General features: G+C 74.5%; 23 protein-coding genes and 1 pseudogene. 12 read left to right on the top strand and 12 right to left on the bottom strand.

What is annotated here, in order from left to right:
* Nucleotides 1–737 (bottom strand): HAD family hydrolase (locus tag ABT297_RS34800; protein WP_350556728.1); only part of this gene is annotated, 737 nt, incomplete at its 3' end.
* A 104-nt stretch (nt 738–841) separates the two neighbouring features.
* Nucleotides 842–1,783, bottom strand: a pseudogene (locus ABT297_RS34795) (HAD-IC family P-type ATPase); the annotation flags it as partial.
* Between the two features lie 345 nt (nt 1,784–2,128).
* On the opposite strand from ABT297_RS34795, the gene ABT297_RS34790 reads away from it, so the two are divergent.
* Together ABT297_RS34790 and ABT297_RS34785 are read left to right on the top strand one after the other, a co-directional pair.
* Nucleotides 2,129–2,593 carry a cyclic nucleotide-binding domain-containing protein gene (locus ABT297_RS34790; RefSeq protein WP_350556727.1) on the top strand — a complete coding sequence of 155 codons (465 nt, stop codon included), beginning with the start codon at nt 2,129–2,131 and terminating at the stop codon, nt 2,591–2,593.
* Entirely contained in the window at nt 2,590–3,099 is a 510-nt protein-coding gene (locus ABT297_RS34785) for a hydrogenase maturation protease (RefSeq protein ID WP_350556726.1), read from the top strand. Before ABT297_RS34790 ends, ABT297_RS34785 begins: the two co-directional genes overlap by 4 nt.
* A gap of 31 nt (nt 3,100–3,130) precedes the next feature.
* Here ABT297_RS34785 and ABT297_RS34780 read toward each other — a convergent pair whose 3' ends face one another.
* Nucleotides 3,131–4,009, bottom strand: coding sequence for a universal stress protein (locus tag ABT297_RS34780; RefSeq protein ID WP_350556725.1), 879 nt, complete (start codon nt 4,007–4,009; stop codon nt 3,131–3,133).
* A gap of 129 nt (nt 4,010–4,138) precedes the next feature.
* On the bottom strand, nt 4,139–5,500 hold the full coding sequence (locus tag ABT297_RS34775; RefSeq protein ID WP_350556724.1) for a GAF domain-containing protein: 1,362 nt from the start codon (nt 5,498–5,500) through the stop codon (nt 4,139–4,141).
* 295 nt (nt 5,501–5,795) lie between these two features.
* On the opposite strand from ABT297_RS34775, the gene ABT297_RS34770 reads away from it, so the two are divergent.
* Nucleotides 5,796–6,524: a VIT1/CCC1 transporter family protein gene (locus tag ABT297_RS34770; protein WP_350556723.1), complete on the top strand. Its 729-nt coding sequence runs from the start codon at nt 5,796–5,798 to the stop codon at nt 6,522–6,524.
* An 18-nt stretch (nt 6,525–6,542) separates the two neighbouring features.
* On the opposite strand, the gene ABT297_RS34765 is transcribed toward ABT297_RS34770, so the two are convergent.
* Nucleotides 6,543–8,834 (bottom strand): winged helix-turn-helix domain-containing protein, encoded by a 2,292-nt coding sequence (locus tag ABT297_RS34765; RefSeq protein ID WP_350556722.1) that lies wholly within the window; start codon nt 8,832–8,834, stop codon nt 6,543–6,545.
* Nucleotides 8,835–9,304: 470 nt separating this feature from the next.
* Between ABT297_RS34765 and ABT297_RS34760 the strand changes: the two genes are divergently transcribed.
* The 3 genes from ABT297_RS34760 to ABT297_RS34750 all read left to right on the top strand — a co-directional run bounded on the left by ABT297_RS34760 (nt 9,305) and on the right by ABT297_RS34750 (nt 12,264).
* On the top strand, nt 9,305–10,744 hold the full coding sequence (locus ABT297_RS34760; protein WP_350556721.1) for a GAF domain-containing protein: 1,440 nt from the start codon (nt 9,305–9,307) through the stop codon (nt 10,742–10,744).
* A 186-nt stretch (nt 10,745–10,930) separates the two neighbouring features.
* Nucleotides 10,931–11,062, top strand: a complete 132-nt coding sequence (locus ABT297_RS34755; protein ID WP_350556720.1) for a hypothetical protein — start codon at nt 10,931–10,933, stop codon at nt 11,060–11,062.
* 152 nt (nt 11,063–11,214) lie between these two features.
* Nucleotides 11,215–12,264, top strand: coding sequence for a glycoside hydrolase family 18 protein (locus ABT297_RS34750; RefSeq protein WP_350556719.1), 1,050 nt, complete (start codon nt 11,215–11,217; stop codon nt 12,262–12,264).
* A gap of 23 nt (nt 12,265–12,287) precedes the next feature.
* On the opposite strand, the gene ABT297_RS34745 is transcribed toward ABT297_RS34750, so the two are convergent.
* From ABT297_RS34745 to ABT297_RS34735, 3 genes are all read right to left on the bottom strand, one after another.
* Nucleotides 12,288–13,223, bottom strand: a complete 936-nt coding sequence (locus tag ABT297_RS34745) for an ion transporter (RefSeq protein ID WP_350556718.1) — start codon at nt 13,221–13,223, stop codon at nt 12,288–12,290.
* A gap of 65 nt (nt 13,224–13,288) precedes the next feature.
* The gene (locus ABT297_RS34740) at nt 13,289–14,722 is read right to left on the bottom strand and encodes a GH1 family beta-glucosidase (RefSeq protein ID WP_350556717.1); all 1,434 of its coding nucleotides are present in this window, start codon (nt 14,720–14,722) and stop codon (nt 13,289–13,291) included.
* A gap of 66 nt (nt 14,723–14,788) precedes the next feature.
* Nucleotides 14,789–15,097 carry a sigma-70 family RNA polymerase sigma factor family protein gene (locus tag ABT297_RS34735; protein ID WP_350556716.1) on the bottom strand — a complete coding sequence of 103 codons (309 nt, stop codon included), beginning with the start codon at nt 15,095–15,097 and terminating at the stop codon, nt 14,789–14,791.
* Between the two features lie 113 nt (nt 15,098–15,210).
* On the opposite strand from ABT297_RS34735, the gene ABT297_RS34730 reads away from it, so the two are divergent.
* Nucleotides 15,211–15,780, top strand: coding sequence for a hypothetical protein (locus ABT297_RS34730; protein ID WP_350556715.1), 570 nt, complete (start codon nt 15,211–15,213; stop codon nt 15,778–15,780).
* A 45-nt stretch (nt 15,781–15,825) separates the two neighbouring features.
* On the top strand, nt 15,826–16,293 hold the full coding sequence (locus tag ABT297_RS34725) for a hypothetical protein (RefSeq protein WP_350556714.1): 468 nt from the start codon (nt 15,826–15,828) through the stop codon (nt 16,291–16,293).
* A 72-nt stretch (nt 16,294–16,365) separates the two neighbouring features.
* Here ABT297_RS34725 and ABT297_RS34720 read toward each other — a convergent pair whose 3' ends face one another.
* Nucleotides 16,366–19,299, bottom strand: a complete 2,934-nt coding sequence (locus tag ABT297_RS34720) for a glycosyl hydrolase (protein ID WP_350556713.1) — start codon at nt 19,297–19,299, stop codon at nt 16,366–16,368.
* A 170-nt stretch (nt 19,300–19,469) separates the two neighbouring features.
* Entirely contained in the window at nt 19,470–21,881 is a 2,412-nt protein-coding gene (locus ABT297_RS34715; RefSeq protein ID WP_350556712.1) for a chemotaxis protein CheB, read from the bottom strand.
* A gap of 208 nt (nt 21,882–22,089) precedes the next feature.
* Here ABT297_RS34715 and ABT297_RS34710 point away from each other — a divergent pair, with 208 nt between their 5' ends.
* On the top strand, nt 22,090–22,296 hold the full coding sequence (locus ABT297_RS34710) for a hypothetical protein (RefSeq protein WP_350556711.1): 207 nt from the start codon (nt 22,090–22,092) through the stop codon (nt 22,294–22,296).
* Nucleotides 22,297–22,306: 10 nt separating this feature from the next.
* Nucleotides 22,307–22,927 (top strand): STAS domain-containing protein, encoded by a 621-nt coding sequence (locus ABT297_RS34705; RefSeq protein WP_350556710.1) that lies wholly within the window; start codon nt 22,307–22,309, stop codon nt 22,925–22,927.
* Here the strand turns inward: ABT297_RS34705 and ABT297_RS34700 are convergent.
* Both ABT297_RS34700 and ABT297_RS34695 read right to left on the bottom strand, forming a co-directional pair.
* Complete coding sequence (locus tag ABT297_RS34700; RefSeq protein WP_350556709.1) at nt 22,914–23,414, bottom strand: MarR family winged helix-turn-helix transcriptional regulator; 501 nt, start codon at nt 23,412–23,414, stop codon at nt 22,914–22,916. The two genes, ABT297_RS34705 and ABT297_RS34700, sit on opposite strands and share 14 nt — an antisense overlap.
* A 21-nt stretch (nt 23,415–23,435) precedes the next feature.
* Nucleotides 23,436–24,860, bottom strand: a complete 1,425-nt coding sequence (locus tag ABT297_RS34695) for a serine/threonine-protein kinase (protein WP_350556708.1) — start codon at nt 24,858–24,860, stop codon at nt 23,436–23,438.
* Between the two features lie 226 nt (nt 24,861–25,086).
* Between ABT297_RS34695 and ABT297_RS34690 the strand changes: the two genes are divergently transcribed.
* Together ABT297_RS34690 and ABT297_RS34685 are read left to right on the top strand one after the other, a co-directional pair.
* Nucleotides 25,087–26,355, top strand: a complete 1,269-nt coding sequence (locus ABT297_RS34690; RefSeq protein WP_350556707.1) for a protein kinase — start codon at nt 25,087–25,089, stop codon at nt 26,353–26,355.
* Between the two features lie 200 nt (nt 26,356–26,555).
* Nucleotides 26,556–26,790 (top strand): hypothetical protein (locus ABT297_RS34685; protein ID WP_350556706.1); only part of this gene is annotated, 235 nt, incomplete at its 3' end.

Raw genomic sequence — 26,790 nt, 5'->3', positions numbered from 1 at the left:
GCCCGGCGCAGCGCCGGCGCGTCGTTGACGCCGTCGCCGGTCATCGCGACGACGGCGCCGTCGCGCTGCAGGCGCCGGATGATGGTGAGCTTCTGTTCGGGGCTGGTCCGGGCGTACACGGTGGTGCCCGGGTCGGCGGTGCCGGCCGCGTCGCCGGTGGCCACGCGCGGCGGCCCGTCGGTCAGGCCGACCCGGTCGGCGATCGCGGCGGCGGTGGCCGGATGGTCGCCGGTGATCAGCACGAGGCCGATGCCGGCGTCGCGGAACGCCGCCACGGTGGCCGCCGTCTCCGGGCGGACCGGATCGGCGAGCACCGCCAGGCCGAGCAGGTCCAGGTCGTGCTCGGCCTCGGCGGCGGCGGGCCGGTCGGCGCGATGCGCCCCGGCCACGGCCAGCACGCGGTAGCCGGACCCGGACAGCTCCGCGGCCGCCGCGGCCGCCCGCCGCCGATCCTCGTCGCCGATGCGCAGCGGGCCGCCGGGACGCAGCAGCACGTCGGGGGCGCCCTTGCACACGACGACGTAGCCGCCGGCCGGAGCGCGGTGGACCGTGGTCATCCGCCGCCGGTCCGCGTCGAAGGGCACCTCGTCGACGCGGGGCAGCAGGTCGCGGGCGTCGAGCCCGACGCCGCAGCGGGCGGCTGCGGCGAGCAGCGCCGCCTCCATCGGGTCGCCGACCGGGCGCCACGCGGGATGCTCGCCGTCGGGCGGGGCGAGGCCGGCGTCGTTGCACAGCACGATCGTCGCACCCGGGGGCCGGGCGCCGGCGCGGCGGCACCGTCCGGGTCGTATCCCCGCCCGGTGAGCGTGACCGCCGCGAGGTCCGGCAGCAGCAGCCGGTCGACGCTCATCACGCCCTCGGTCAGCGTGCCGGTCTTGTCCGTGGCCAGCGTCGTGATCGAGCCGAGGGTCTCCACGGCGGGCAGGCGGCGCACGATGGCCGCCTGCCGGGCCATGCGGTGCGCGCCGAGCGCCAGGGCGAGGGTCACGACGGCCGGCAGCGACTCGGGCACCGCGGCCACGGTGAGGCTGACCGCGGCGAGCAGCATCTCGCCGAACGGTTCGCCGCGGGCCACGCCCACGGCGAGTACCACGCCGGACAGCGTGATCGCGACGACGGCCAGGACCTTGCCGAGCCCGGCGAGTCGCCGCTGCAGCGGGGTCGCCCGGTGCGGCTGCCCGGACACCAGGGCGGCGATGCGCCCGAGGGCGCTGTCGCCGCCGATGCGGGTCACCTCGCCGACGGCGTGGCCGGTGGCGGTGACGGTACCGGCGGCCAGCTCATCGCCGTCGCTCCTGGTCACCGGCATCGACTCGCCGGTCAGGGCCGCCTCGTCGACGGACAGCCGGACGGCCCGCACGACGCGCAGGTCGGCCGGGACGATGTCGCCGGCCTCGACGCGGACCACGTCGCCGGGCACGAGCTCGGCGGCCGGGACGGTCGTGTCGGCGCCGTCACGGCGGACCCGTGCCGACGGCGCGGCCATGCGCCGCAGCGCCGCCACCGCGCGGTCGGCCCGGATCTCCTGCACCACCCCGATGGCCGTATTGAGCACGACGACCAGCAGGATGACGATGAGATCGCTGACGTCGCGCAGCAGCGCGGTCACCACCATGGCCGCGAGCAGCACGACGACGAGCGGGTCGCGCAGCTGCGCGCCGACCCGCACCGCGACGGAGGGGGGCCTGGCGACGGGAAGCTCGTTGCGGCCGAACCGGCGCCGGCGTTCGGCGGCCTCGGCGGCGGTGAGCCCGGACGGGACGATCGTCGTGGGGGCCGTCATGCCTCCACCATGACGGCCGGGATTGTAGTCGGTGAAGGGGCGAAGGTCACGCCGCGGCGGGCCCCGGGCTCGATCGAGCCCGGGCCGCCGCTGAGCACCCGTCCCGCCGAGTAGGGCCGAACGGCCCTACTCGGGCCCGGTCCGGCGCGGATGTGATGGAACAAAACGGCTCCCTTGCTCGACCGCAAGCTCGGCCGCGGGCCCGGCACCCGGCGCGACTTGCTCGGCGAGTCCGGGTGCGTCCGGCTGCGGCCGTTGCATCTGCTGGTGCCCGGCCGGCATCGACGTGACCGCGGAGCTGCACGCCCTGGCCGCCCACGCGACCGCGACCACCGAGGAGCCGACATGATCACCACCACGTACGATCTGATGATCACTCATCCGTTCCTCGCGGGCATGTCGCCGCAGCACGTCGAGCGCCTGTCGCGCTGGGCGTGCCGGGCCCCGTTCAAGGCCGGGACCCGCATCTTCGAGGAGAACGGCCGGGCCGAGCGCTTCTGGCTCGTCCGCGACGGCCACGTCAACCTGGACATCCGGGTGCCCGGCCGCGGCGACGTCGTCGTCGAGACGATCGGGCCGGGCACCGTCGTCGGGTGGTCCTGGCTCTTCCCGCCGTACCGCTGGCATTTCGGCGCCGTGACCGCGGGCCCGGTGCTCGCCATCGCCCTCGACGGTCCCGGCGTGCGCCGGCTGTGCGACGCCGATCCCGAGCTCGGCTACGAGCTGACCAAGCGCTTCATGCACGTCGTCGTGGCGCGCATGCAGGCCACTCGCATACGCCTGCTCGATCTGTCCCAGGCCCCGGTATGAGACCTCCGGTCGTCGTCATCGGCGTCGGTGATCGGCACCGGCGCGACGACGGCGTCGGCCCGGCCGTGATCGACCGGCTGCGCGCCGCCGGCCTGCCGGGCGCGACCCTGGCCGCGAGCGATGGCGAGAGCTGCGCGCTGGTCCTGCTGTGGCAACGGCGGCGCCTCGCCGTCCTGGTCGGCGCGGTGCTCGTCCAGCCGGCCCGTCCCGGCCGCATCCACCGTCTCGTCGTGCCCTGGCCGGCGCCGCCGCACCCGCCGGGCACGAGCACCCGCACCGGCGGCGTGGACGGCGCGGTTTCGCCGGCCCGCGAGCTCGACCGGCTGCCGGAGCGGATGGTCGTGTTCGGCGTCGAGGCGGCCGAGACCGAGCCCGGGGCGGGCCTCACGCCGGAGGTGGCCCGGGCCGCCGAGCGGGTGGCGGAGGAGATCGCCGCCGAGGTGCGGGACCTGCTGCCGGCGGCGTGGACGGCCGCGGACAAGGCCCGGAACGGGGATCGGCGGTGATCGACGCGCCTGGCCGGGGCGGGCGCGCCGGTCAGTGGACCACGGCCACCGGGCACTCGGCATGCCGGACGACCGCCCGGCTCACCGAGCCCAGCAGCAGGCCGGTGAAGCCGCCGTGGCCGCGCGAGCCCACGACGAGCAGCTGCGCGCCGGCCGACAGTTCGGTGAGCACCGCCGCGGGGGCGCCGGTGAGCACCGCGCGCTGGATGTCGACATCGGGGTACCGGTCCGACCAGCCGGACGTCGACTCCGCCAGCGCCCGGCGCTCGTCCTCGTACAGGTCGCCGGGATCGTGCCCCGGCGCGTGTATCCGGCTGCGGGCGGCGAACCTCGACCACACGTGGGCGGAGACGGCGGTGAGGCCGGTGCGCCGAGCCGACGCCTGCTCGAACGCGAAGCGCAGCGCCCGCTCGGCGTCGTGAGCGGCGTCGACGCCGACGAGGATCCGGCCGGCCCCGGTCGCGGGCCGACCGCCGCCGTGGTGGGTGACGACGACAGGGCAGGTGGCGTGCGCGGAGACCGCGATGCTGACGGACCCGAGCAGCAGGCCGGCGAAGCCGCCGAGGCCGCGGCTGCCGACCACCACCGTGTCCGCGTGCTCGGCGGCGGCGAGCAGGGCCGAGGCCGGCTGCCGCATCGGCATGTCGCTGGTGACCTCGAGGCCCGGCGCGAGCGTCCGCGCCCGCGCCACCGACCCGGCGAGCATCCGCTCGGCCGCCGCGCGCGTCTCGTCGTCGTACGGCGAGGGCACCGGCGGCGGAAACGGGCCGTACACCGTCGGCAACTGGAACGCGTGGACGACGTGCAGCGGACGGTGCCGGCGCGACGCGTCGCAGGCGGCCCACGTGAGGGCCTCGAGGCTCTCCGGGGAGCCGTCGACGCCGACGACGACCCTGCTGTCGGTACCCATGGCACCCCCTCCGTCGCGGGTCCCTTCCAGCGTTCCGCGACCGCGGCCCGTACCGGTAGGGAACACCGCACCGGCGGGGATGACGTCATCCGGAAAGCAGGCCCCGCGGGTGTCGCCGGAGGCGGCGGGTCAGCCGGACGATTCGCGCCGCGGCTCCATCGCGAACACAGCGGTGCGCACACCGCGGATGATGCGGTCGAGCTCGTCGACGCTGGCGGCGAGCGCGGCACGCGCGTCCGGGTTCGCGATGCGGGCGGCGGCGCCCTGCAGCGACAGCCCCAGCCCGAACAGGTCGCGGATGAGGGTCTCCTGCAGGTCCCCAGCGATACGCTGACGGTCCTCGAGGACGCGGATGTGCTCGTTCTCGCGGCGCAGCGCGGCGACGTCGAGCACCAGCCCGGCGTGTGCGGCGTACGCCTGGATCATCTCCAGGTCGGCCCGCGTGAGCTGCGCCCCGCCGCGGCGCTGGGCCACGATGAGCACCCCGTGCACGCTGCGGTCGCCGGTCACCGGGGCGACGATCGTCGCGCCCATCTCCGGCACCAGCTCCAGGGCGGCCGTGGTGCGCGGGTCGGCCGCCGGCTCGGTGACGAGCGTGGCCTCGCGGGCGGCCAGCACGCCCTCGGCCAGGGATCCGCCGACCGGCTCGGACCGGCCGTACCACGGCCCGAGCAGGCCGACGGCCACGTTCACCCGCAGGCCGGACGAGCCGTCGGCGGGTGCGGCGGCGAACGCGGCCCCGGCCGCGCCGGCCGCCCGCAGCGCGCACTCGGCGAGGGCCCGCATCGCGTGGTCGCTGTCGGCGCCCTCCAGCAGGGTCGTCGTGACGGTGGTCATCGCCTCCTGCCAGTCGCGGCGGCGGCGTGCCTCGCTGAACAGCGTCGCGTTCTCGATCGCGATGCCGGCGGCGCCCGCGAGGGCCTTGACGACCTCCTCGTCGTCGCGGCTGAACTCGGCGGCACCCTGCTTTTCCGACAGGTAGAGGTTGCCGAACACCCGGTCGCGGACCCGGATCGGCACCCCGAGGAAGCTGTGCATCGGCGGGTGCTCCGCCGGGAAGCCGACCGACGCCGGGTGGTCGCCGATCTCCGCCAGCCGGACCGGGTGCGGGTGCTCGACCAGGGCGCCGAGCACGCCCTTGCCCTCGGGCAGGTGACCGATCCGCCGCACCATGTCGTCGTCCATGCCTTCGTGCAGGAACCGCACCAGGTGGCCGTCCCGGATCACGCCGAGCGCGGCGTATCGGGCGTCGACGAGGTTCTTCGCGGCCGAGACGATCTGGCGCAGCACGTGCTCCAGGTCGACGCCCTGGGCGATGTCGAGGTTGGCGCGCAGCAGCCCGCGCAGCCGTCCCTGGGTGCTCTGCACGTCGCGGATGCGTTCGACCAGTTGCTCGAGCAGCTCGTCGAGCTCGAGCCGCGCCACCGCCACGAACCGGACATCGACACGGTCCTGCTCGTCGGGTCGGCCGATGCCCGCCTGCTCGGTCATCCCGTCTCCGTTCCTTCAGCGCCAGTCTGCCGGGTTCGAGGTCCGGGCCGCCAGCGTCGCGGTCTGCGGAACCTACCAGGTGGCCGCCTGGCCCCGCCCCGGGCGTGCGCCGGCGGTGATCCGTTCGTGTGTGCCGCGCCTCAGGACGGCGCCGCGGGCAGCGGCACGGTGAAGGCGGCGCCCTCGCCGGGCCGGCCAACGGTGACCTCGACCAGCTACGCCGGCCGGCTGGGATCGACCCCAGGCGCCGCGGCACCGCTGAGGCGGTAGATCGAGGCCGATCTAGAGTGGTCGCATGCGTCACGGCGAGCACAGTCCGGCCGGTCACCCCGGCGAGGCCCACGACACCGGGATCTCCGAGCGGCTCAACTGGCTGCGGGCCGGGGTGCTCGGGGCCAACGACGGCATCGTCTCCACGGCCGGGCTCGTGGTCGGGGTGGCCGGCGCGACCGCCTCCGTCGCCGCGATCGCGACCGCCGGGATCGCCGGGCTGGTGGCCGGGGCGGTGTCGATGGCGCTGGGCGAGTACGTGTCGGTCAGCAGCCAGCGCGACACCGAACGGGCGCTGCTGGCCAAGGAGCGCAGCGAGCTGGCCGCCTACCCGGAGCAGGAACTCGCCGAGCTGGCCGGGCTGTACGAGGCGAAGGGGCTCACGCCGGCCACCGCGCGCCTCGTCGCCGAGGAGCTGACCGCACGCGACGCGTTCAACGCGCACGCCGACGCGGAGCTGCACATCGACCCCGACGGGCTGACCAACCCGTGGCACGCCGCGTCCGCCTCGGCGCTGGCGTTCACGGCCGGCTCGGCGCTGCCCCTCGCGGCGATCCTGCTGCCGCCGCCGCAGGTGCGGGTGGCCGTCGCCATCGTCGTGGTCGTCGCCGCGCTGGCCCTGACCGGCTATGTCAGCGCCCGGCTGGGCCGGTCGCCCGCCCGGCGCGCGGTCGCCCGGCTGGTGCTCGGCGGCGCGCTGGCGATGGCCGTCACGTTCGGGATCGGGTCGCTGGTCGGCACCGCGGTCGGCTGACGCCCGGTCGTCGCGCCGTCAGAGCAGCTCGAGCTCGCGGGCGCGGCGCACGGCGTCGCGGCGGCGGTGGACGCCGAGCTTGCGGTACACCGCGGCGATGTGGGTCTTCACGGTGTTCGGCGACAGGTGCAGCTCGCCGGCGATCTCGCCGACGGTCAGGAAGCCGACGAGCATGCCCAGCACGCTCGACTCGGCCTGCGTCAGCTCGGGACGCTCGCCCGGGCCGCGGGCGGCCGGTGGCGGTGGCGGTGCGGCGCGGGTGGCGCCCTCCAGCAGCCGCAGGACGATGAACGGATGCCGCAGCTGCTCGCCGGAGGCCACGGCGGTGGCATCCCGCTCGAAGCGCTCGGCGACGGCGGGGCGGCCCGCACGGCGGGCCCCGGCGGCGATGAGCAGGCGCAGCTCGACGGCGTGCACCAGGGAGACCTGGCGTTCGCCGAGGAACGGCCGGAGGATCCGCTCCGCGTCGGTGCCGGGGCGGCGGGCGGTGGCCAGGGCGATCCTCGCGGCGGCGAGGGCCGCGACCACCGGCGGGAACCGGGCCGCGTCGGCGTCGAGGTGACGGCCGGCGTCGTGGATGAAACCGCGGGCGGTGAGCAGCTCGATGCGCGCCGCCCGGGGGGCCCAGCCGGGCAGCACGAGCGTGTCGGCGTCCTCGGCGATGAGCCGCTCGGCCGCGGCCAGCGCGGCGGCGGGCCGGCCGGTCTGGTAGGTGGCCAGGAGCCGGTGAAAGGTCTCGCCGGCCAGCAGCGCCGGATCCGGCGGCCAGTTCTGGACGAGCAGGTCGTCGAGGCAGCGGTTGGCCCGCTCGGGCTGGCCGCGCAGCACGGCGACGGCGGCGAGGGTGAGCAGCGCCCATCCTTCGTCGCGGGAGTCGGCGATGCCGTGGCGGTGCAGCGTGGCGCGCACATCGTCGGCGGCGCGGGCGGCCGCGCGCAGCCTGCCCTGCTGGTGGTCGGCGAGGGCGCCCATCCGGGTCGCCCGCAGCCACAGCGCCACGCCGCCGCCGGCCGATCCGTTGAGCGCCGTGGTGAGGCACTGGCGGGCCGTGACGGCGTCGCCCGCCTGCAGGGCCCGCCAGGCGTGGTCGAGCAGGCCGCCGGCGGCCGTGCCCGGGTGCCGCCGGGTGTCCGCCCCGGTTCCGCGGGCCCGGCGCTCGCCGGGGGGCTCGTCGAGGGCGGCCGCGGCGTGGCGGCGCTCCTCGGCCGGCCGGTGGTGCTCGGCGTACCAGGCGGCGGCGGTGCGGTGCAGGTTGTGGAGCCGATCGGGGGCTGTGGTGAGCAGCCTGTGGTGCAGCGCCGCGCGCCAGAGCCGGGGCAGGCCGTACCAGCCCGAGACGCCGTCGAGCTCCACGAACACGCGACGGTGTTCGGCGAGAGCGGCCAGCAGCGAGGCGCTGTCCGGCCGCCCGGTGAGCGCCGTGAGCAGTTCGGCGTTGACCGTGGTGAGGATGCTGGCGGCCTCGACCGCGTCGCGCTGGTCCGGCGCCAGCTCGGCCAGCACGTCGTCCTCGATGTAGCCATCGAGGTCGGCCCCGGTGCGCAGGATCTCGTCGAGGTGCTGCTGCATGTCGTAGGGGCCGTTCTGGAGCGTGTCGATGGCGATCGCGACGCCCGCCGCCCAGCCCCCGGTGACCGCGTAGAGGTGGCGTACGTCGGCAGGCGCGACGTCCAGACCGCGCAGCGCGCACAGCTGTGCGGTCTCGGCGCTGGTCAGCCGCAGCTCCCGCGGATCGAGAGCGGCGTCGGCCGGCAGCGTCACGGGGCCTAGGCCCGGCAGGACCGGCCGGTTCGGCGGGTGCCGGCCGACGAGGACGACCTGCACGGCCGGCTTGCGGGCCCGGGCCGTTTCGGGTGCGCGGTGCCGCAGCGGCCCGCCGATGAGCCGGTCCAGCAGGCGCGGGTCGGTGACCGCGTCGATGCCGTCGAGCACGACGGTGGCGGGCTCGTCCGGCGAGCCGGCGTCGGCCGGCGGCAGCCGGTCCAGCACGCCGGCGGCGTCGGGCAGACTCAGCAGTCCGTCACCGGCCGGATCGAGGTCACGCGGCCGTGCGCCTCCCGGGGAGCCGGGGGCCTTGATCCGCCGCCACCGCACCCGCGCGGTGGCGGCGCCGGTCAGCTCCACGTACACCGCCGGCGCGAGCGAGGGGAGCTGGTCCATCCAGTCCAGCAGCAGCATGGTCTTGCCGGCACCGGCGGGGCCGTACACCGTCCTGACCGCCGCGCCGTTCGCGGCGTTGAGCACCGACAGCAGTCGCGGCCGGCGCAGGTACACGCCGCTCGCGTTCATCCGCCCGGGTAGGTCATCCATCAGGATCTGACGACCGTCGGACACCGGTGCATCGGTGCGGTGCGCTCCGCCCGGCGGCGGGGCCCGGCGGCCGGGCGCCAGGAACGGCAGTCGCGGTGCGGGGATGTGCGGTCCATCGCGTCGGTCTCCCAACCTCGCCAACGATCCGCCACGGCTACGCCCGGCTGCGACCACATGGCTACAGGTCGTCAAGGCGACCATGCAACACGGCGCGACGGTCTGTCCATCGGTTGCGCCGATCGCGTGGAATCCTGTCGGAACGGTGATGCGGCGACGGTCCGTACGGCTATCGATATCTGTCCGATCGATTGATGCGTTCCGGCTACGGATTTTCCCGCCCCGGGTGCCGCGCTCCGACGGCACCGAATGTGCCGAATCGTGGCCGGGCGGCGGATGACAGTGCGAACGTCAGGGAGATACACCAGCATGAGAGCCTCAAGCTGACCATCGCGATCCGCACCGGAGTAGTCGTGATCGACGTGCTGAGTACCGCCACCGCGGTCCACGACGTGGCTCGGCTGCATGCGGTGGCCGCGACCGGGCTCGGCGCTGTCCCGCACCCGTGGTTCGATCACATCGTGGCCTACGCCCGCCGCCTCCTGGGGGTGCCGATCGTCCTCGTCGTGCTCGTCGAGCGCACCCGCCAGATCCTGCCCGGCGCGGCCGGCCTGCCCGAGCTCTGCGAGCACCGGCGCGAGACGCCGCTGACCCACTCGATCTGCCAGTACGTCGTGGGCTCGCGGGCCCGGCTCGCGATCGCCGACGCGCGCCGCGACCCGGTCCTGCACAGCAGCGACGCGATCCGCAACCTCGGTGTCACCGCGTTCGCCGGCGTCCCGGTCCGTGGTCGCGGCGGCCACGTGCTGGGTGCCTTGGCCGCGATCGACTCGCGGCCGCGGGCGTGGACCGCGCAGGAACTCGCCACCCTCGACCGCATCGCCGCGCGCTGCGACCGCAAGCTGCTCGCGTTGAGCGCGGGCCCGGCGCCGCCCGAGCCGGCGCCGGGCCACCGCCCCGCCCCGGCGGCGCGCTGCCCGCCCCCGCCGCCGGTGACCCGGGGCGACCTGTGGACGCCGCGGCGGCTCCCGGCGGGCGCCACGCTGGATCGCCGGCAGCCGCTGCGCGCCGACGGCGCGGACGCGGTGCTGTCCGGGCGCTGGCACGGCGAGTCCGCGGCGATGATCATCCGTACCGCCGACGACCCGGCCGCCGTGCGCCGGTTCCGCCGCCGGTGCGAGGTCGCCCAGGCCTTCCGGCGCAGCCGGCCGCTGGTCCTCGCCGACGAGCACCGCTGGCACGACGACCGGACGCTGGTCGTCAGCCGGGCCGTTGGCGAACCGCTGCAGGGCGGTCCGGACGATCCGCCGGTCACCGACCGCGCCCCCTGGGCCCGCCTGATCCACGCCGCGGCGCTGCTGTCCGCCTGGCGGCCCGCCCCCGCGGAGGTCGACGCCTGGGCCGTCGACTACGACGCCTGGATCGCCCGGCACGAGCAGGGCGGCCACCTCTGCGCCGCCGACGCCCGCCGCCTGCGGGATCTGCTGAGCCGCTGCCGGGCCGACCGGACGTTCGCCCACGGCAACCTCACCCCGCGCAGCGTCGTCCAGCTGCCGTCCCGGCGGCTCGCACTGACCGACTTCGCCGACGCCGGGCTCTACCTGGCCGGATTCGACCTCGCCGCGCTGCTGCTCGCCGCCCCCGACGCGCAGGTCGGGCACCACATCGACCGCCGGGTCCACGAAGCCGACATCGCCGAGCCGTTCCTGGTCAACCTCATGCTGCGCACCGCCGACGAGGCGGCCACCGTGCCGGCGCCGACGACGACGCCGGGCCTGGCCCGCCGCCGCGCCGCGCTGGTCGGCGCGCGCCGCCACATCCACCGGCTCCTGGCGCGCCTCGCCGGCCGGTGACGTGCGCCTCGCCGGCCGGTGACGTGCGCCTTGCCGGCCGGTGACGTGCGCCTCGGGCGTCCGGCCGTCCGGGACGTTCGGCCCGCCGGTTCGGGCCCACGGCCTCGACCGTTGCCACGGCCCCGGCGGCATCGTCGTGATTGGCGCCGGGGCGAACGGGCCCGGGCCGGCGGGAGGCGAGCGGCGATGCGTGATAGGAATCTGCGGGCGTTCCTGCTCGGACTGGGCGTCGCGGCCGTCGGCGTCGCCATGAGCGACGCCCTCGCCCGGATGACCGACCGGGCCCTGCGGGGCAGAGTCGGAGTCCGGCGCGCCTGACGCCCGATATCGGACGGCCACCCATCCATAAGAAGCGATGCGCCTCGCTCGCGCATTACGGGTTTGGGGTGGATTTCACAGTACGGTGACAGTCCTTGATCAAACCGTTAACGTCCTTTCCAATTAACGGCTCGTGGTCGAGGGAGCACCCTATGCGTCGAGTCTTGGCAGTTGTCCTGTTGTTCGCGGCGCTCATCGTGGCGCCGGCCGCACCCGCCTCCGCGGCGAGCGGCCCCATCCAGGTGTACGGCGCCTGGCACTGTGGCAACGACGCCTGCATCTGGGGCACGGTCCGCACCGTCAGCGAGTTCGACAGCCGCAACCACTGGCTCATCGACCGCGGCGACGGCCGGCCCTCCGTCAATCTGGTCGTCCTGAGCTTCCTGCAGCCGGCCAAGCTGCTGCATCTCACCGACGACGCCACCACCAGCGCCGGCGTGCCGAAGGGCATCACGCCGGACATCGTCAACTACTTCACCAGCCGTGGCGTACGGGTCATGCTGTCGATCGGGGGGATCACGTACACCGGCGCCTGGGACAGCGCCCTGACCGAGAACCCGGCACAACTGGCGCGCAACGCCGTCGCGGTGGCCCAGCGCCTCGGCGTCGGCATCGAGATCGACTACGAGCAGAACTCGTCGCCGAACCTCGCCGGCCTGCAGACGTTCATCAACACCTACCGCGCGGCCCTGCCCTACGACGCGACCGGCGCCAACCCGGCCGCCCGGCTCACCATCGACGTCGCCGCGGGCGCCCGCTGGCTGATCGACATCAACCGCAAGGCGACGGCCGACTGGCTGCGCACGGACGTGCCCGTGCTCGACTACGCCAACGCGATGGTGCCGTCCAAGCAGCCGTCGGCCAGCGCCGTGACCACGAGCTGGCAGGAGCACATCGACGGCAAGCCGCAGTACTCGCCGCCGGTCCCGCCGCTGGCACCCGCGAAGTTCACCGGCAGCCTGTACATCGCCGAGGGCAGCAAGGTCCGGCCCGAGTGCACCGACTTCGCCAACTCGGTGCAGCGCTCGACCGGCTCGTTCGTGCAGTCGGCCGGCATGCTCGGGTACATGTTCTGGGCCGCGGAGCTGCCGTCGACCAGGGGCGTCGGCACCGCGCCGCCCAACAGCTGCGAGGGCGGCGTCGGCGCCGGTGCCACCGCATATCAGATCCCGATCCCGCTGCCCGCGCTGCGGCAGGGCTGAAATCGCTACGACCTCGGCATCCGTCAGCGATCGGGGGCCGCTCTCGGGCGGCCCTCGTCGCGGTCGATGCGCAGGTCCCGTTCCAGCTCGACCAGCAGCGTCCGCAGATCGTCCAGGCGCCGGCTGATCACGATCCGGTCGATCTCGTCCGGCACGCCGTCGCCGTCCTCGTCGAAGTCGGCGGCCAGCCCCTGGGTCATCTCCAGCCGGCGGGCCTCCTCCATCGAGTTGACGATGACCGCGATCAGGATGTTCACCAGCAGGTTCACGGTGATGAGCACGTAGCTGACGTAGTACACCAGCGTCCAGGACGACATCGCCATGCCCTGCTCGATCAGCTCCGGCAGCGTCTCGAGCGAGAGCAGCACGAACAGGGTCAGCACGGCCCGGCCGATGGTGCCGTACTCCGCCGGGTAGGTCTTACCGAAGATCAGCCAGCCGGCCATCCCGTATACGTAGAAGGTCACCAGGGCCAGCGCGAGGAAGCCGCCGACCCCGGGCAGGCTGCGCAGCAGGGCGGCGACGATGGTGCGCAGCCCGGGGGAGAAGCGCACCAGCCGCACCACCCGGGCGATGCGGATCACCCGCAGGGCAGCGGGGTCGCCGTGCAGGCCGGGGATGAACACGGCGGCGATGACGATGAAATCGAAGACGTTCCAGCCCTGTTTGAAGAAGTCCTGGGGCCGGCGGCCGTACGCCAGGATCCGGATCGCGATCTCGGCGAAGAAGACGAGCCGGAAGCACCACTCCAGCGAGCCCAGCAGCAGATCGGCCGTGCCGAGGTCCGGGTAGGTCTCGATGCCGAGCACGAGCGCGTTCGCGCCGATGACGACGACGATCGCCACCTCGAAGGCCCGTGACTGCGAGACTCTCGCGGACCATCGCGCCACCCGCGACATTCTTGACGTGAGCGCGTCGGACGAGGGGGTGCGCTGGCGGGGTACGGTCTCTTCGGTCACCCCAGCATCTCAACATGTCGCCGCCGTCGATGTGTACTGTCGTGCCCGGCTCGCTCGCCGGGCGGTCAGATCCCGTTGCGGGCGATCACGGTCCTATACCAGTCGGCGCTCGCCTTGCGGGTCCGGCGTTGGGTGGCGAAGTCGACATTGACGATGCCCCAGCGCTGCGTGTAGCCCTCGGCCCACTCGAAGTTGTCCATCAGCGACCAGAGGTGGTAGCTCTCCAGCTTCACGTCCGCCTCGATGGCCCGGTGGGCGGCGGCCAGGTGGTCGCGCAGGAACGTGATGCGGTCCTGGTCCCGCATCGCGTTCCTCGTCGCCATCCCGTTCTCCGTGATGGTCAGCGGGATGTCGCCGTAGTCGCGCTTGATGCGGGTGAGCAGGTCGTACAGCCCGTTGGGGTCGATCTCCTGCCACGTCGCCTGCGACGTCGGGTGCAGCATGACCCGCCTCCCGGTGCCGGTCACGTGGGTGGTGCCGTAGTAGTTCACCCCGAGCAGGTCGCTGTGCGCGCTGATGACGGCCAGGTCGCCGTCCTTGATCGCCGCGCGGATCGGCGCGTCGGCCGGCTGCGTGGCCAGCCAGTCCTGCGGGTACCGCCCCAGCAGCACCGGATCGAGCCAGCGCCGGTTCTCCTCGCCGTCGGCGATCGTCGCCTGGCGGCGTGCCGCCGCCGAGTCGTCGGCGGGGTAGGTGGGCGACAGGCTCAGCGCCGCGCCGATGCGGCCTTTGGCGTTGGTACCGCGCAGTGCCCGCACAGCCAGCCCGTGCCCGAGCAGCAGATGGTGGCCGACGACGTTGGCCAGCTGCCGGTCCCGCTTGCCGGGGGCGTGCGTGCCGGCCGTGTAGCCGACGTCGACGACGGTCTTCGGCTCGTTGAGCGTCAGCCAGGTCGGCACCCTGTCCCCGAGCGCGGTGAACATCGTGTGCGCGTAGTCGGCGAACCACTGCGCGCAGTCGCGGTTCTCCCAGCCGCCGAGCTCCTGCAGCGCCTGCGGGGTGTCCCAGTGGAACAGGGTGGCCACCGGCGCGATCCCGCGGGCGAGCAGGCCGTCGACGAGCCTGCGGTAGAAGTCGAGGCCCTTGGCGTTGACCGCGCCCCAGCCGGTCGGCAGCACCCGCGGCCAGGAGACCGAGAACCGGTACGACCTCAGGCCGAGGTCCCGCATGAGGTCGAGGTCCTCGTCGAACCGGTGGTAGTGGTCGGCGGCCACGTCGCCGGTGTCCCCGTCGCGGATGCGGCCCGGCTCGTGGCTGAACACGTCCCACACCGACGGCCCGCGGCCGTCGTCGCGCACCGCGCCCTCGATCTGGTACGCCGACGTCGCCGCCCCCCAGCCGAAGTCCTCCGGGAACACCAGCCCCGCGGGGCCCGTCGAGGCGCCGCCGCCGGGCGCCCCGACGGCCGCCGCGCCGCTCGCCGGCTTCGGTGCGGCTGCGCGGGCATAGCCGGCGACCGCGCCCGCGGCCGCCAGGGTGAGGAGATGTCGCCGTCGCATCCGGCGAAAGTAGCGCGAGCTAGGCTTACCCACAAAAATCGCCTCGAATGGTGACGTGCACGGCAATCACCGACCTTCCCCTGGATGCGGCCTTCCGGTCAGGAACCCGGCAATCAGCCGCCCCGGGTCCCGGGCCGTGATCCGGTCGCCCGCGATGTCGAAGGCCATCACCGTCACGGTGACGCCGTCCTGCCGCATGACCAGGCTGGGCTGACCGTTGACCGTACGCTCCAGGATCGTCAGGCCGGGCGCCTTGGTGGCGATCTCCACCAGGCCGCACGCGATCTCCATCAGGACGCACGCGACCCGCTCGCGGCCCTCGACCGGGTGGAGCGCCGCGGTGGCGGACTCTCCCTCGGTCAGCTCTTCCCTCACCGGTACGACGAAACACCGCACCGGACTGTGATGCCGGAGGCCCCGCCCGGGGTGAGGTCGGCCGCAGCCGGTGCGCGCTAGCGTCTTTCCTGGCCAACCCGAAGGGATTTGCGATGTCCTCGACCGTGGCCCTGATCATTGCCATCATCGTGGTCGTACTGGTGATCGCCGGTCTCGCGACGATGGCGCTCGGCCGGCACCGTCGCACCAAGGCGCTGCGGCGCCGGTTCGGACCCGAGTACGACCGGGCGGTCGCCGAGCAGCCCAGCCGGCGTGCGGCCGAACGCGAGCTGCAGGACCGCGAGCGCCGCCATGCCGGCCTGGAGCTCAAAGAGCTCGCTCCGTGGGAGCGGCGGCGGTACGCCGAGCAGTGGGCGCGCACGCAGGCGCACTTCGTCGAGGAGCCGGAGGCCGCGACCCGTGAGGCCGACGCGCTCGTGACGAAGGTGATGGCCGAGCGCGGGTACCCCGTCGAGGACTTCGACGCCCGCGTCCAGGACCTCAGCGTGGAGCACGCCGAGACGCTCGACCACTACCGCGACGCACACGAGATCAACAAGGTGAACGAGCGCGGGCAGGCGTCGACGGAGCAGCTCCGCCAGGCGCTGATGCACTACCGCGTGCTGTTCGCGGAACTGCTCGGCGAGCCGCCGGGCGGCCGGCCGGCGCCGGGGCACGGCTGATGCACCGCGCAGGAAACACGGAGTAGCACGAAAGGCGGGATCGCGATGCGTGACGACCACTCGACCGATCCGGCCGGACCCAGGCAGCCCGGCCAGCCCGACTCGGCACCGCGGCCGTCCGAAGCCGCGACGCCGTCCCAGACGCCCCCACCGCCGCCGCCCCGGCCGCCGACACCCGGGGGTACACCGCCACCGCCACCGCCACCGCCCGCGGCGCCCGCGGCGCAGGAACCGGCCCTGGGGGGCGAGCCGAGGATCTGGGACCCGGCCAAGGCCGATGAGTTCCGGCAGCGCTGGCACCAGCTGCAGACGCACTTCGTCGAGGACCCGCCGGGCAGCGTCACCGGGGCGCGGCAACTGATGGACGATGCCGTGCAGGCCCTGGCCGCCAGTGTCCACGATCGCGAGGAGCAGCTCGAACGCGTCGGCGCTCGCGCGTCGGACAGCACCGAGGGCATGCGGGACACGGTGCTGCGATACCACGAGCTGCTCGACCGGTTGCTGTCCGTCTGAGCCGCTGAGCCGCTGAGCCGCCCAGCGCGTTCCGGCGGGGCAGCGCGAACGCGGCCCCGCCGGGGCGGATTGCTAACTGACGGTGTACGGGATGGTGAGCGTGGACTGGCGGCCGTCGCCCGCCGTGGCGTCGATCCGGACCGTGGTCGGAGCGTTGCCGATGGCGTTCCACACCTCGAGCCGGACGCAGCCGCGGTTCATCGCCGACAGGGTGCCGGTCGACGAGGCGAGCTGGGCCGCCTGGGTGTACTGCTCGGTGCCGACGACCGGGTCGGTGGCGAAGTACTGGTAGGTCTCGACCCGGCCGTACGTGCCGCCGCCGGTGAAGTCGTACGACACGCGGGCCTGGATGCCCTGGCCGACCGCGGTTCCGGCGTCGACGTGGAGCGTGAACTGCGTCTGAGCGCCGTTCAGCGCACCGGTGATGCCGCAGGTCCGGTAGGTGACGGGGTTGTGCGGGTTGCCGTCCCAGTTGCCGTTCGCGGCGGTGACCGTCTGGGTGGTGGCCCCGGCACCGGCCGAGGTGGACAGCGCCGGCCCGCCGCGCAGGTAGAACAGGTTCGAGCCGGCCGGCGGCGGGTTCGACGGAGGCGGCGACGACGGCGGCCGGGACGAGGGCGGCGGTGAGGACGGGGGCTGGGACGCCGGCGGGGTGCTCGTGCCGTTGCCACCGACCCAGGTGTACGCCCCGGTCGTCGCGGTCTTCCCGGCGGGCACGGTGAGCGTGCGGCCGTCGGAGAAGGTGACGGTGATCGGCGCGCCGCTCAGGTTGGTCGCCGCGTACGTGCGGGCGCCGTTCTTCGTGAACACCGAGTAGAGCGGCGTGTTCGCGGTGACGGAGGTGTCGACCTGGCCCAGCGCGGCGAGGTTGCGGATCCAGTGGAAGGTGTGCGCGCGGCTTTCCCCTTCCTCCGGGGTGTACCCCGGGTTGGCCCGCAGGTTCGCCAGAGCCTGGTCGCCGTTGCCGAGCGCGAGGAACGACCACAGCACGTCCTGCCAGACCGTCGGCGGCCCGCCGTTGTTCGTCACCATCTCGTTCCAGTTGACGGTCACGTAGGCCGGCTGGTATCCGAGGTAGAACGAGCCGCCGGTGATCGGCAGCATGTTGATGCCCTGGATCATCTCGGGCTCGCCGCTGAACCAGGTGGCGTAGGCGCCGCCGTCACCCCAGACCATGCCGACGGTGCGGTGCCCGAACGCGGACGGGTAGTTCTGGTTCGACGAGTTCAGCCAGTACTCCTGGATCGCCTGCGCCTGGGTGGTGTAGATGTACAGGCCGGCGTCGCGGACTGCGGTGTTGCCGGTGGCGATACCCCACTGGATCAGGGCGTTGGCGAAGTTCATGCCCTCCGACGAGGACTCCTGGTTGTTGCCGGCGGCGAACGAGCCGTGGCCGGACGCCCAGTCGTGCCCGGCGTAGATGTCGAAGTCCCGCAGGAACGGGAACATCGGGTCGTTGCGGTCCGGGCTGTTGGCGTCGCGGATGAGCAGGTTGACCATGCCGCCGTAGGCGGACGTCGCGGCCCATGCCGGGTCGAACTTCGCCAGGGTCGCGGCGGCGGCGATGTAGTAGCCGTAGTGGAAGTGGTGGTCGTTGAGCTCGCCGTCGGAGCCGTACGAGGCCGGGTACCCGATGAGCGTGCCCCAGTTCTGGTCGTACGCGAACAGCCGGGCCGTCTTGCCGGGGCTGGCGGTGAACCAGTCGGTGAGCCGGGTGCGGATCGCGGCCAGCAGCGCGTCGCGCTGGGCGGTGCGGCCGAGCTGGTCGGCGAGCTCGGCGGCGCGGGCGGCGCGGCCCAGGCCCTTGCCGGTCCAGTACGTGTCGTTGCCGAAGGCCGCCAGGGGATCGCCGGTGGCGACCTGGTCGAGGTAGCCGCCGACGGTGTTCAGATCGGCGCCGGAGGAGTCGGCGACGGCGGGGATCTCCGGCAGTACACCCTGGAACTTCGTGGTCGTCGTGAACGCGCCGGTCCCGGTGAGGACCTTCATCGTCCCGCGCGGGGAGACGTAGCCCTGCGCGATCGGCGTGGCGCCGCTGAGGTTCTTCCACTGGTGCGGGTACAACGCGACGACGGTGCCGGAGCCGCTGCCCTCGCGGGCCGTCGTGGTGAACGTGTAGGTCGCGTTCACCGTGCTCGCCGACTGGTTGTAGCCCCACGAGACGCGGGTCCCGGTGACGTGGTTGTGCGCGTACTGCCCGTAGGTGTTCGCCAGGGCGGTCCGGTCGGCGGCCGAGGTCGACGGGGTGGTCGGCAGCAGCGCGACGGAGAAGTAGTCGCGCCCGGCGAGCGCCGAGGTGATCGCGGTGCCGCCGACGGTCCAGGTGGCGCCGCTCGGCGCGTACGCCACGTAGTCGTGGCCGCGCACGGTGAAGCCGACCCGGTTGCCGCTGTTGGACCAGACGTTGGGCGCGCCGGCGAAGGTGAGCTGGGCGTTGCCGCCGGTGGTGCGCGCGTACACGAACGGCAGGCCGTGGCCGATCGTGGTCTTGAGGGTGCGGGCCCCGTCGGACCACGACGGCGTGACGGTCCAGTCGGTCCAGCCGTCGACCAGCGTGTTCGGTGCGTTCAGCCCGGTCACGCCGAGGGTGAACTCGGTGGTGTACGGGAAGTGGTACTCGCCGGGGCCGGTGGCGGTGCCGGAGATCGCGGCTTCGGTGGTGTACGAGACGCCGAGCCCGTTGGCTGCGGGCTGGAACGCCATCGGGTGCGCGTGCAGCGGCACGGAGTACGCGCAGTCGGTGCGCTTGAACAGCAGCGACGACCACCAGTCGTTGGTCGGCACGGCGCCGGTCGGCGCGTTGGCGGTGACGTACTGGCGCGGGTTGGTGGCGATGTTGCCGCAGCCCGTCGGTCCGGTGGTGCCGGCCGGCCGGGTGGTGGCGTAGCTGCCGGAGCCGAGGGCGGCTGCCTCGGCGCTGGAGAGGGTCAGGAAGGTCAGGGCGGTGGCGACCACCGCGACGGCGATCGCGCCGGCTGTGACGGGCCGGCCTCGGGCAAGACGCATGGATTGGACTCCGTGATGAGAGTGGCGGTCTTACGGGGTCCTTGCGAATGATGCTCAACAGCGGTGAGCATTGTCAATGCCAAGATTGAGAGAGCGCTCTCAAATACCGCTCTGAACTGCTGTTTTGTTTTGAGAGCGCTTTCGCCCCCGAAGCCGCCGGCGGGCTTCGGTCAGGTCGGTGACGCCGCCTCGCCGCCGTCGGGCCGGCACTCGGCCCCCTCGGTGAAGGCGCGCCGGACGCGCGCGGAGGTCTCGGCGCGCTCCCGCGGGTCGGCGACGCGGGCGGTGCGCCGCGACGGCTGGGTGTACGGGATCCACACGGTGAACGTGGCGCCCCGGCCGGGCTCGCTGTGCACCCGGATGCTGCCCCGGTACCGGCGCACGAGCCGGCCGGCCAGCGCCAGGCCGAGACCGGAGCCCTCGTGGCCGCGCGACCGCGCGCCGTGGACGCGGTGGAAGCGGGTGAACAGCTTCGGGATCTCGGCCGGGTCGATGCCCACGCCCGTGTCGGCGACGGTCAGCTCCACGTGCCGGGGCCGGCCGCGCAGCCGGACGGTTATGCCGCCGGTGAACGTGTGCCTGAGGGCGTTGGACAGCAGGTTGAGCAGCACCGTCTCCCACATGTGCGCGTCGAGGTGGACGGCCCGGCCCGGCGGATGGCAGTCGACGACGTACCGCAGGCCGGCGCGCTCGACGGCGGGGCGGAACCCGGCGGCCAGCTCGGCGGTGCGGGCCGCGAGGTCGTCGACGCGCTCGATCGCCGGGGCGGGCTCGTAGAGGGCGAGCAGGCCGTCGACGAGCCGCAGCAGGCGCAGCGCGTTGCGGTGGGCGATGCGGGGGTTCTCGAGCCGCTCGGGCGGCACCTCCGCGAGCTGGCGCTCCAGCGCGAGCAGCAACGGCGTCAGCGGAGTGCGCAACGCGTGGCCGACGTCGGCGAGGAACTCGGTGCTCGTGCGGCTGAGCGCGGCCTGCGCCGCGAGCCGCTGCCGGCCGTCGAGGAGCGCGCGGGCCGCGGCGAGCGTGGCACCGGCATGCTCGGCGAGCAGATCGAAGAACCGGCGGTACGCGGCGTCCAGCGGCGCGTGCGAGTCGGCGCCGGCGACCAGCACGGCGGCGGGGGTGCCGTCGCGCGTCGGCCCGGCGGGCAGGATCAGGGCGGTGTGCGGCGGCTGCGGCCACGGGCCCGCGGCCAGGCCGGGGAACCGGCCGGGCAGGTCGTCGACGATCTGCGTGACGGCCTCGCGCACGGTGGCCTGCAGCGGCCACGCCGCCGGCCGCTCCGGCGTGACGAGCGGGTCCAGCGCGGGGCTCCCGGCCGCCAGGCCGGTGCCGGCGGCCAAGTGCGCGGTGCCCGTCGGCCCGTCGACGAGGTACAGGATCGCGAAGGGCACGTCGTTCGGGTTGGCGGCGAGAACGTCGACGAGCCGCCGGCAGGTGGCCCGATCCGTGGCGGGGCCATCCTCGGCGGCGGGGACGGTGGCCAGCCGGTGCAGCGTGGCCAGGCGCCGCGCGGCGCGCACCCGCTCGGTGGTCTCGACGAGCGTGACCAGCACCCCAGCGACCGCGCCGGCGTCGCGCACCGGGCCGCACGCGATGGTCGCGAACACCTCCTCGGCGAAGCCGGCCCGGTCCATCACGAGCGGGTGGTCGTCGTACCGCACGGCCTCGCCGGCCTCGCTGACCCGGCGCAGCGCGGACCCGAGGACGTCGACCGCCCCGGGCCACGACTGCGCGGCCGGCCGGCCCAGCGCGGCCGGGTGGCGCTCGCCGATGAGGCGGCGGTACGCGTCGTTGTACAGCTGCAGCAGGTCCGGGCCCCACATGACGCACATCGGCACCGGGTGCGCCAGCGCCGCGGCGAGCGTGTGGCGCAGCGCCGGCGGCCACCGCTCGACCGGGCCCAGGCCGGTCGAGCCCCAGTCGGTGGCGGCCATCAGCGCGCCGGCCTCGCCGCCGGCCGCGAACACCGCCTCGGCGGCCCGCACCGCCGGCGTGGGCACCGGCCGCCCGGCGCCGATCACCCGGTCGAGCAGCCCGGGCAGCTCCCCGAGCGGCAGAACCAGGTCGGCGTCGCCCGCGGCGGCGACAGCGGCCGGCATCCCGAACGCGGTCGCGGTGGCCTCGTCCTGCACGATCACGGTCCCACCGGCCCGCTTCACCGCCCGCGCGCCGGCCGCGCCGTCGTGGCCGAGGCCGGTGAGCACCAGGGCCAGGACGTGCGGCCCGAGCGCGTCCGCCGCGGAGCCGAACAGCTCGTCGACCAGCCCGTAGGACGAGCCGCGCATCGACGCGCGCACCGTCATCGTGCCGTCGGGCTCCAGCCGCACCAGCGTGCGGCCCGGGCACAGGTACACCCGGCCGGGCGCGGCGACCTCGCCGTCGTGCGCCCAGCCGACCGGATGCCGCGAGACCCGGGACAGGATGGCGTCCAGGCGGCTGGGCGCCGGGGCGAGGTGCTGTGCCACGACGACCGGCACCGGCAGCTCGGTCCGCACGCCGCCGAGCAGCACCTGCAGCGCCTCCCCGCCGCCGAGGGAGGCCCCGATCACGACGGCGCCGTACCGGGCCGGATCCACCCCCACCGCCCCAGTCTGCCGCGCCGCCGACCCGTCGCGGCGGGCCCGGGCACGGCGATCGCGACCGTTGTCCATGCCTGGCCACCGCCGGCCGGGTGGCGCGCTTTTGTCGTCGAACCGTCATGGCGCTGCCAAGATCTCGTCACGGCACCGAGACAACGATGGATGGCAACCGATCGGACCGACGGACGGACTGGGGGTCTGAGGTATGACGGTGTTGCACGAACCCGACGGCACGGACTTCAGCCTCGTGTGCGACGGCTGCGGGACGACGATCGATCGGCTCGGGGCCAACCTGCACAACTGGGAGCTCGCCTGGAGCCTCGTCAGGCGGCACGGCTGGGTCGGCGAACGATCGCGGCAGGGACCGCACGGCTGCCCGAAGTGCACGGTGCGGTCGGCGTACGCGGTCGACGGCTGAGGTAGCTGCCATGACCGCGCTGCTGAGCCTCGACGGCACCGACTTCAGCCTCGTCTGCGACGGCTGCGGCCGGACGGTGGGCAACCTGGCCGCGTCGCTGCCGGACTGGGCGCTCGCCTGGGGCCTGTTCAGCCAGGACGGCTGGCGGGGCAGCGACCTGGCGATCGGCCCGCACACGTGCGGCCGGTGCGTGCCCGCGACGGCGCTGGCGCACATCGGCGCCCGGTCGCTCGACCGGCCGTCGGTGACGCCGGCGGGGCGGTCGTCGCAGCGCATGGTGATCCAGGTGCTGTCCGACGTCCGCGCCATCTACCTGCGCGGCGATCTGCTCCCCGTCGACGACGCCCGGCTCTGGGACCTGCTCAGCGGCGAGCCCGGGCGGACACCGCACCTGATGGTCGACGTGAGCCGGGTCCAGCGCCTCAGCTCGGCGACGGTCGACGTCCTGGTCCGCTCGGCCCGTCGCACGGCCGGCAGCAGCGGCCGGACCTGCCTGGTCGGGGCCGGCCCCGGCTTGTCCGGCGCGCTGCGCATGCTGTGCCTGCACGACGTCCTGCCGGTCCACGCCGACCAGGTCTCGGCGCTGGAATACCTGCGCGGCGACCGATCGAGCGCCGTCAGCCGACGCTGAGCCGCGCGGCTTCCTCGGCCGAGTGCTGCCAGCAACGCCACCACTCGTCGTCGGGAAGCTCGCCACCGGCCTGCACGAATCGCTGCAGCAGGTCGAGGGTCCGTCCCGACGCGACGAGCCCGCTCTCCCGGACGATCCGGCGCAGCTCGGCCTGCCGTGCCAGCATGACCGCGCCGACCGTCGCGCGCCCGGCCGCGGTGAGTCCCAGCCAGACAGTGCGGCGGTTGCCGTCCCGCTGAAAGCGCCGCACCATGCCCTTCTGGCAGAGCCGGTCGCACATGCGGGTCAGCGTCGAGGCGGCCACGCCCAGCTCCTGTGCCAGCTCCGCGCTGCGCCGCGGGCCGGTCGCCAGCAGCACCAGGGCCCGATACTGCGGCAGCGTGACGTCGACGTCGAGCTCCGCGAGACTGCGGGCGGTGAGGGCCACCATCGTGCGGCTCACCGCGAGGAGGGCACCCACGAGCGGCTCGGCCTCGGCTTCGGACATCGCTCCATCGTCGCATCCGCGTCAGCGCTCCGCCGGTTCGGCCGCGAAGATCGACACGACGCGCTGGCAGGACGCCCCGTCGAGGCGGAAGCCGGTCGGAAACCCGGTGTCGGCCCGGTCGATCGCGCCGCGCAGCTCGACTTTGGCCGGCGCCCCGGCGGCGAGCGGCCCGTCGCCGCTCAGCGTCACCTCGGCGCCTGATTGGCTCCAGCTCGTGCCGGGTGCCTGCGTGACCAGCTGCCCCGGGGGAACCCGGAAGCGCAGCACCCACGGCCGCTGCGTGGCGCCGACGATCGACAGGTGGGCGGCGAAGGTCGTTCCCGTGCGATGCCCGATGTACTTCACGACGCAGTCCTGCGCGGCGGCGGGCTGCTCGCCGCTCGCGGTCGCGGCGGGCGTCGTCCACAACGGACGCGTCCATCCGCCCGCGGCCACGAGCGCCGCCACCACGGCCACCAGCACGGCCCGGCGCCGCGACCGCCGGTCCGTCCCGCTCGGCCGGGTCTGCCAGGGAACCACGCACGGGTACCGGGGGCGCTCGGGCCCCCGCGGCTGGGTGTGCGGCCCGGGGACGGCGACCTCCCAGGCCGGCAGTCCGGCCCGCGCCTCGCCCGCATGCGTCGCCAGCGCCGAGCGCAGCACGCCGGCCGCGTGACGGCTGGACGGCCGCCGGTCGGCCTCGTCGGCGAGGCAGCCGTCGACCAGGGCGGCGATCTCGGCCGGCACCCCGGCGGCCGGCGGCAGGCGCACCGGGCCCTGGACCGAGGCGGCCCGGCGCTGCCGGACCAGGTCGTGCCGGGCCGCCTCGGCCCAGGGCAGCGCGCCGGTCAGCATCTGGAACAGCACGACACCGAACGCGTACATGTCGGCCGCCGCCGTCACGGGCTCGCCCCGCAACTGCTCGGGCGCCATGTACTCGGGCGTGCCCAGCAGCATGCTCTCCGGGCCGGTTCGGCCGGCTGCGCCGACGATCCATGAGAGTCCGAAGTCGACCACCTTCACGTGCGACGGGGTCAGCATGATGTTGCCGGGCTTGATGTCGCGGTGCACCACGCGTTGCAGGTGGGCGGCCGAGAGGGCGTCGGCGACCTGGACGGCGATGCGCACCGCGTCGCGCCAGTCCAGCGCGGCGGAGCCGGCGAGACGGTGGTCGAGGGTCTCGCCTTCGACGTACTCCATCACCAGATACGGCGCCGGCCGGCGCAGCCCGCGCGGGCGGTGGCCGGCGTCGAACACGGCGGCGACGTTCGGATGGTTGATCCGGGCGACCGCGCGCGCCTCGGCGACGGCCCGGTCGCGGGCCCGGGCCGATCCGGCGAGCTCGGGCAGCAGCAGCTTGATCGCGACGGTGCGGTCCAACCGGGTGTCGACGGCGCGCCACACCTCCGCCATGCCGCCCGAGCCTGCCTGGCTCACCAGCCGGTAGCGTCGCGCGAACCTCGGCACCGCTGCAGTCTCCCGTCATGGCCGGCGGTCGTCGGATCCGCACGGTACCCATGGGCGTTCTCCGAAGACCAGACCCGTTTCTGGCGGCCCGCCCAATGACACGGGACCGTCACATTCGCGCCGATGGTGCGGCGAATTATTGCACTCTGACAACAGTGCGCCGGCTGGCCTGCGGCGGGCGCCGGAAGCGGGCATACTCGAAGCGGTTCGCGAATTCTCCCCCGGCATGGACAAGGACACCGCAGGCGACATGGAGCTGGAAGGCCGGTACCGCTTGGACCGCCTTGTTGGCAACGGCGCCACGGCGGAGGTCTGGCGCGGCTATGACGCGCTGCTGCGGCGACCCGTCGCGGTCCGGCTGCTGCGTCCGGACCGCCCCGAGCGCGCGGAGCGGTTCCTGGCCGCCGGGCGGACCGCCGCGCGGCTGACGCATCCCAACGTCGCCGCGGTCTACGACGTCGGTGTCGCCGAGCTGCCGCAGCGGGGCGCGACGCCGTTCGTGGTGATGGAGCTGGCCGACGGGCCGTCCCTCGCCGCGCGGCTCGCGGCGGGCCCGCTGGACCCGCCGGAGACGGCGCGCATCGGCGCCGAGGTCGCCGCCGCGCTCGCGGAGGCGCACGGCCGATGGGTGAGCCACGGGACGCTCGGTCCCGCCAAGGTCGTGCTCACCGACGTCGGCGCGAAGGTCGTCGGGTTCGCCGGCGACATGCTGGACGACCCCGACGGCGCGTCCGCCGACGTGCGGGCGCTCGGCGCGCTGCTGGCCGCGTGCTTCGACGACCGTCCCGGCCACCAGCCCTGCGACGAACTGGCGGCGGTCGCGAGCCGGTGCCTGAGCCCGGAGCCGGCGCTGCGGCCGTCCAGCGACGAGGCGGCCCTGACGCTCGCCAGGATCGCCGGCGCCGCCGTGGACCTGCCGGCCTTCCTCACCGCCGGCGTCGAGACGCGGGCCGCCGCGACCGTGGCGCTCCGCGGGCGGCCCCGCACCCGCGCCCGCGGCCGCATGCGGTGGACCGTTCGCGCGGCCGTCGCCTCGGCCGGCGCGGCGGCGTTGCTGCTGGGCGCCGTGGCGGCCCTCGGCCAGGTGGGGCCGGGCGGTATGCCGTGGTTCAGCCACCCCGCCGAGGTGGCGGCGGTGCCGCCGGGCGATGACCGGCCGTGCGCCGACGCGGCGCTCGACCCGCGTGCGTGCGTGCCCGCCGCGGTGCCGTCGCAACCCGCGGCGACCACGATCGTGCCCGTGCCGCGGCCGACCTCCCGGTCGCCGAAGCCCTCGGTGAGCCGGACGACCGGACCGGCGCCCTCGCCCTCGTCGGCTCCGGCCTCACCGTCGCCTTCGTCTTCACCTTCGCCGTCGACTCCGACCTCGACGCCGGAGTCGTCCGCGCCGCCCTCGCCGCCTCCCTCGCCATCGGCCACGCCGTCGCACTCCGCGAGCACCTCATCCGCGCCGTCCGGCACCGAGACGGCGTCGGATTCCCCCGCCACGCACTGACCGGCCCGCGCCGAGCCCGATCACCGGGTCGCACCGGACGCACCACATGCGGTCGCGCCTCCACACATGTGCGTCTTGACCCTTCGCCCGTACGACGACGCATCCGTCGATGCAACGGCACCGCACCGCGACGGGTCCCGGCGGGCTCCGCGCACCACGGACGGTGGTGAAAGCCATCCGCCGTCCGAGGGGAGACCGTTGTGCCGCACGCCACCATGCCGCGCCGGATCAGACGAGCACCCGCCGCGCTGGCCTCGCTCGCCGGGATGCTCGCGGCGCTCGCCATCGGCGCCGGAACCGCCGAGGCCGCGGCGCCGGCACTCCGGGACGCAGGCACGGTCGCCAGCGTCTCCGAGGGCCTGGACGGCGCCAGCGTCTCCGAGGGCCTGGACGGCGCCAGCGTCTCCGAGGGCCTGGACGGCGCCAGCGTCTCCG

It is taken from the genome of Dactylosporangium sp. NPDC000555, assembly GCF_040300025.1.
Taxonomy (GTDB): domain Bacteria; phylum Actinomycetota; class Actinomycetes; order Mycobacteriales; family Micromonosporaceae; genus Dactylosporangium.
This window is presented reverse-complemented; position numbering and strand designations above follow the sequence as displayed.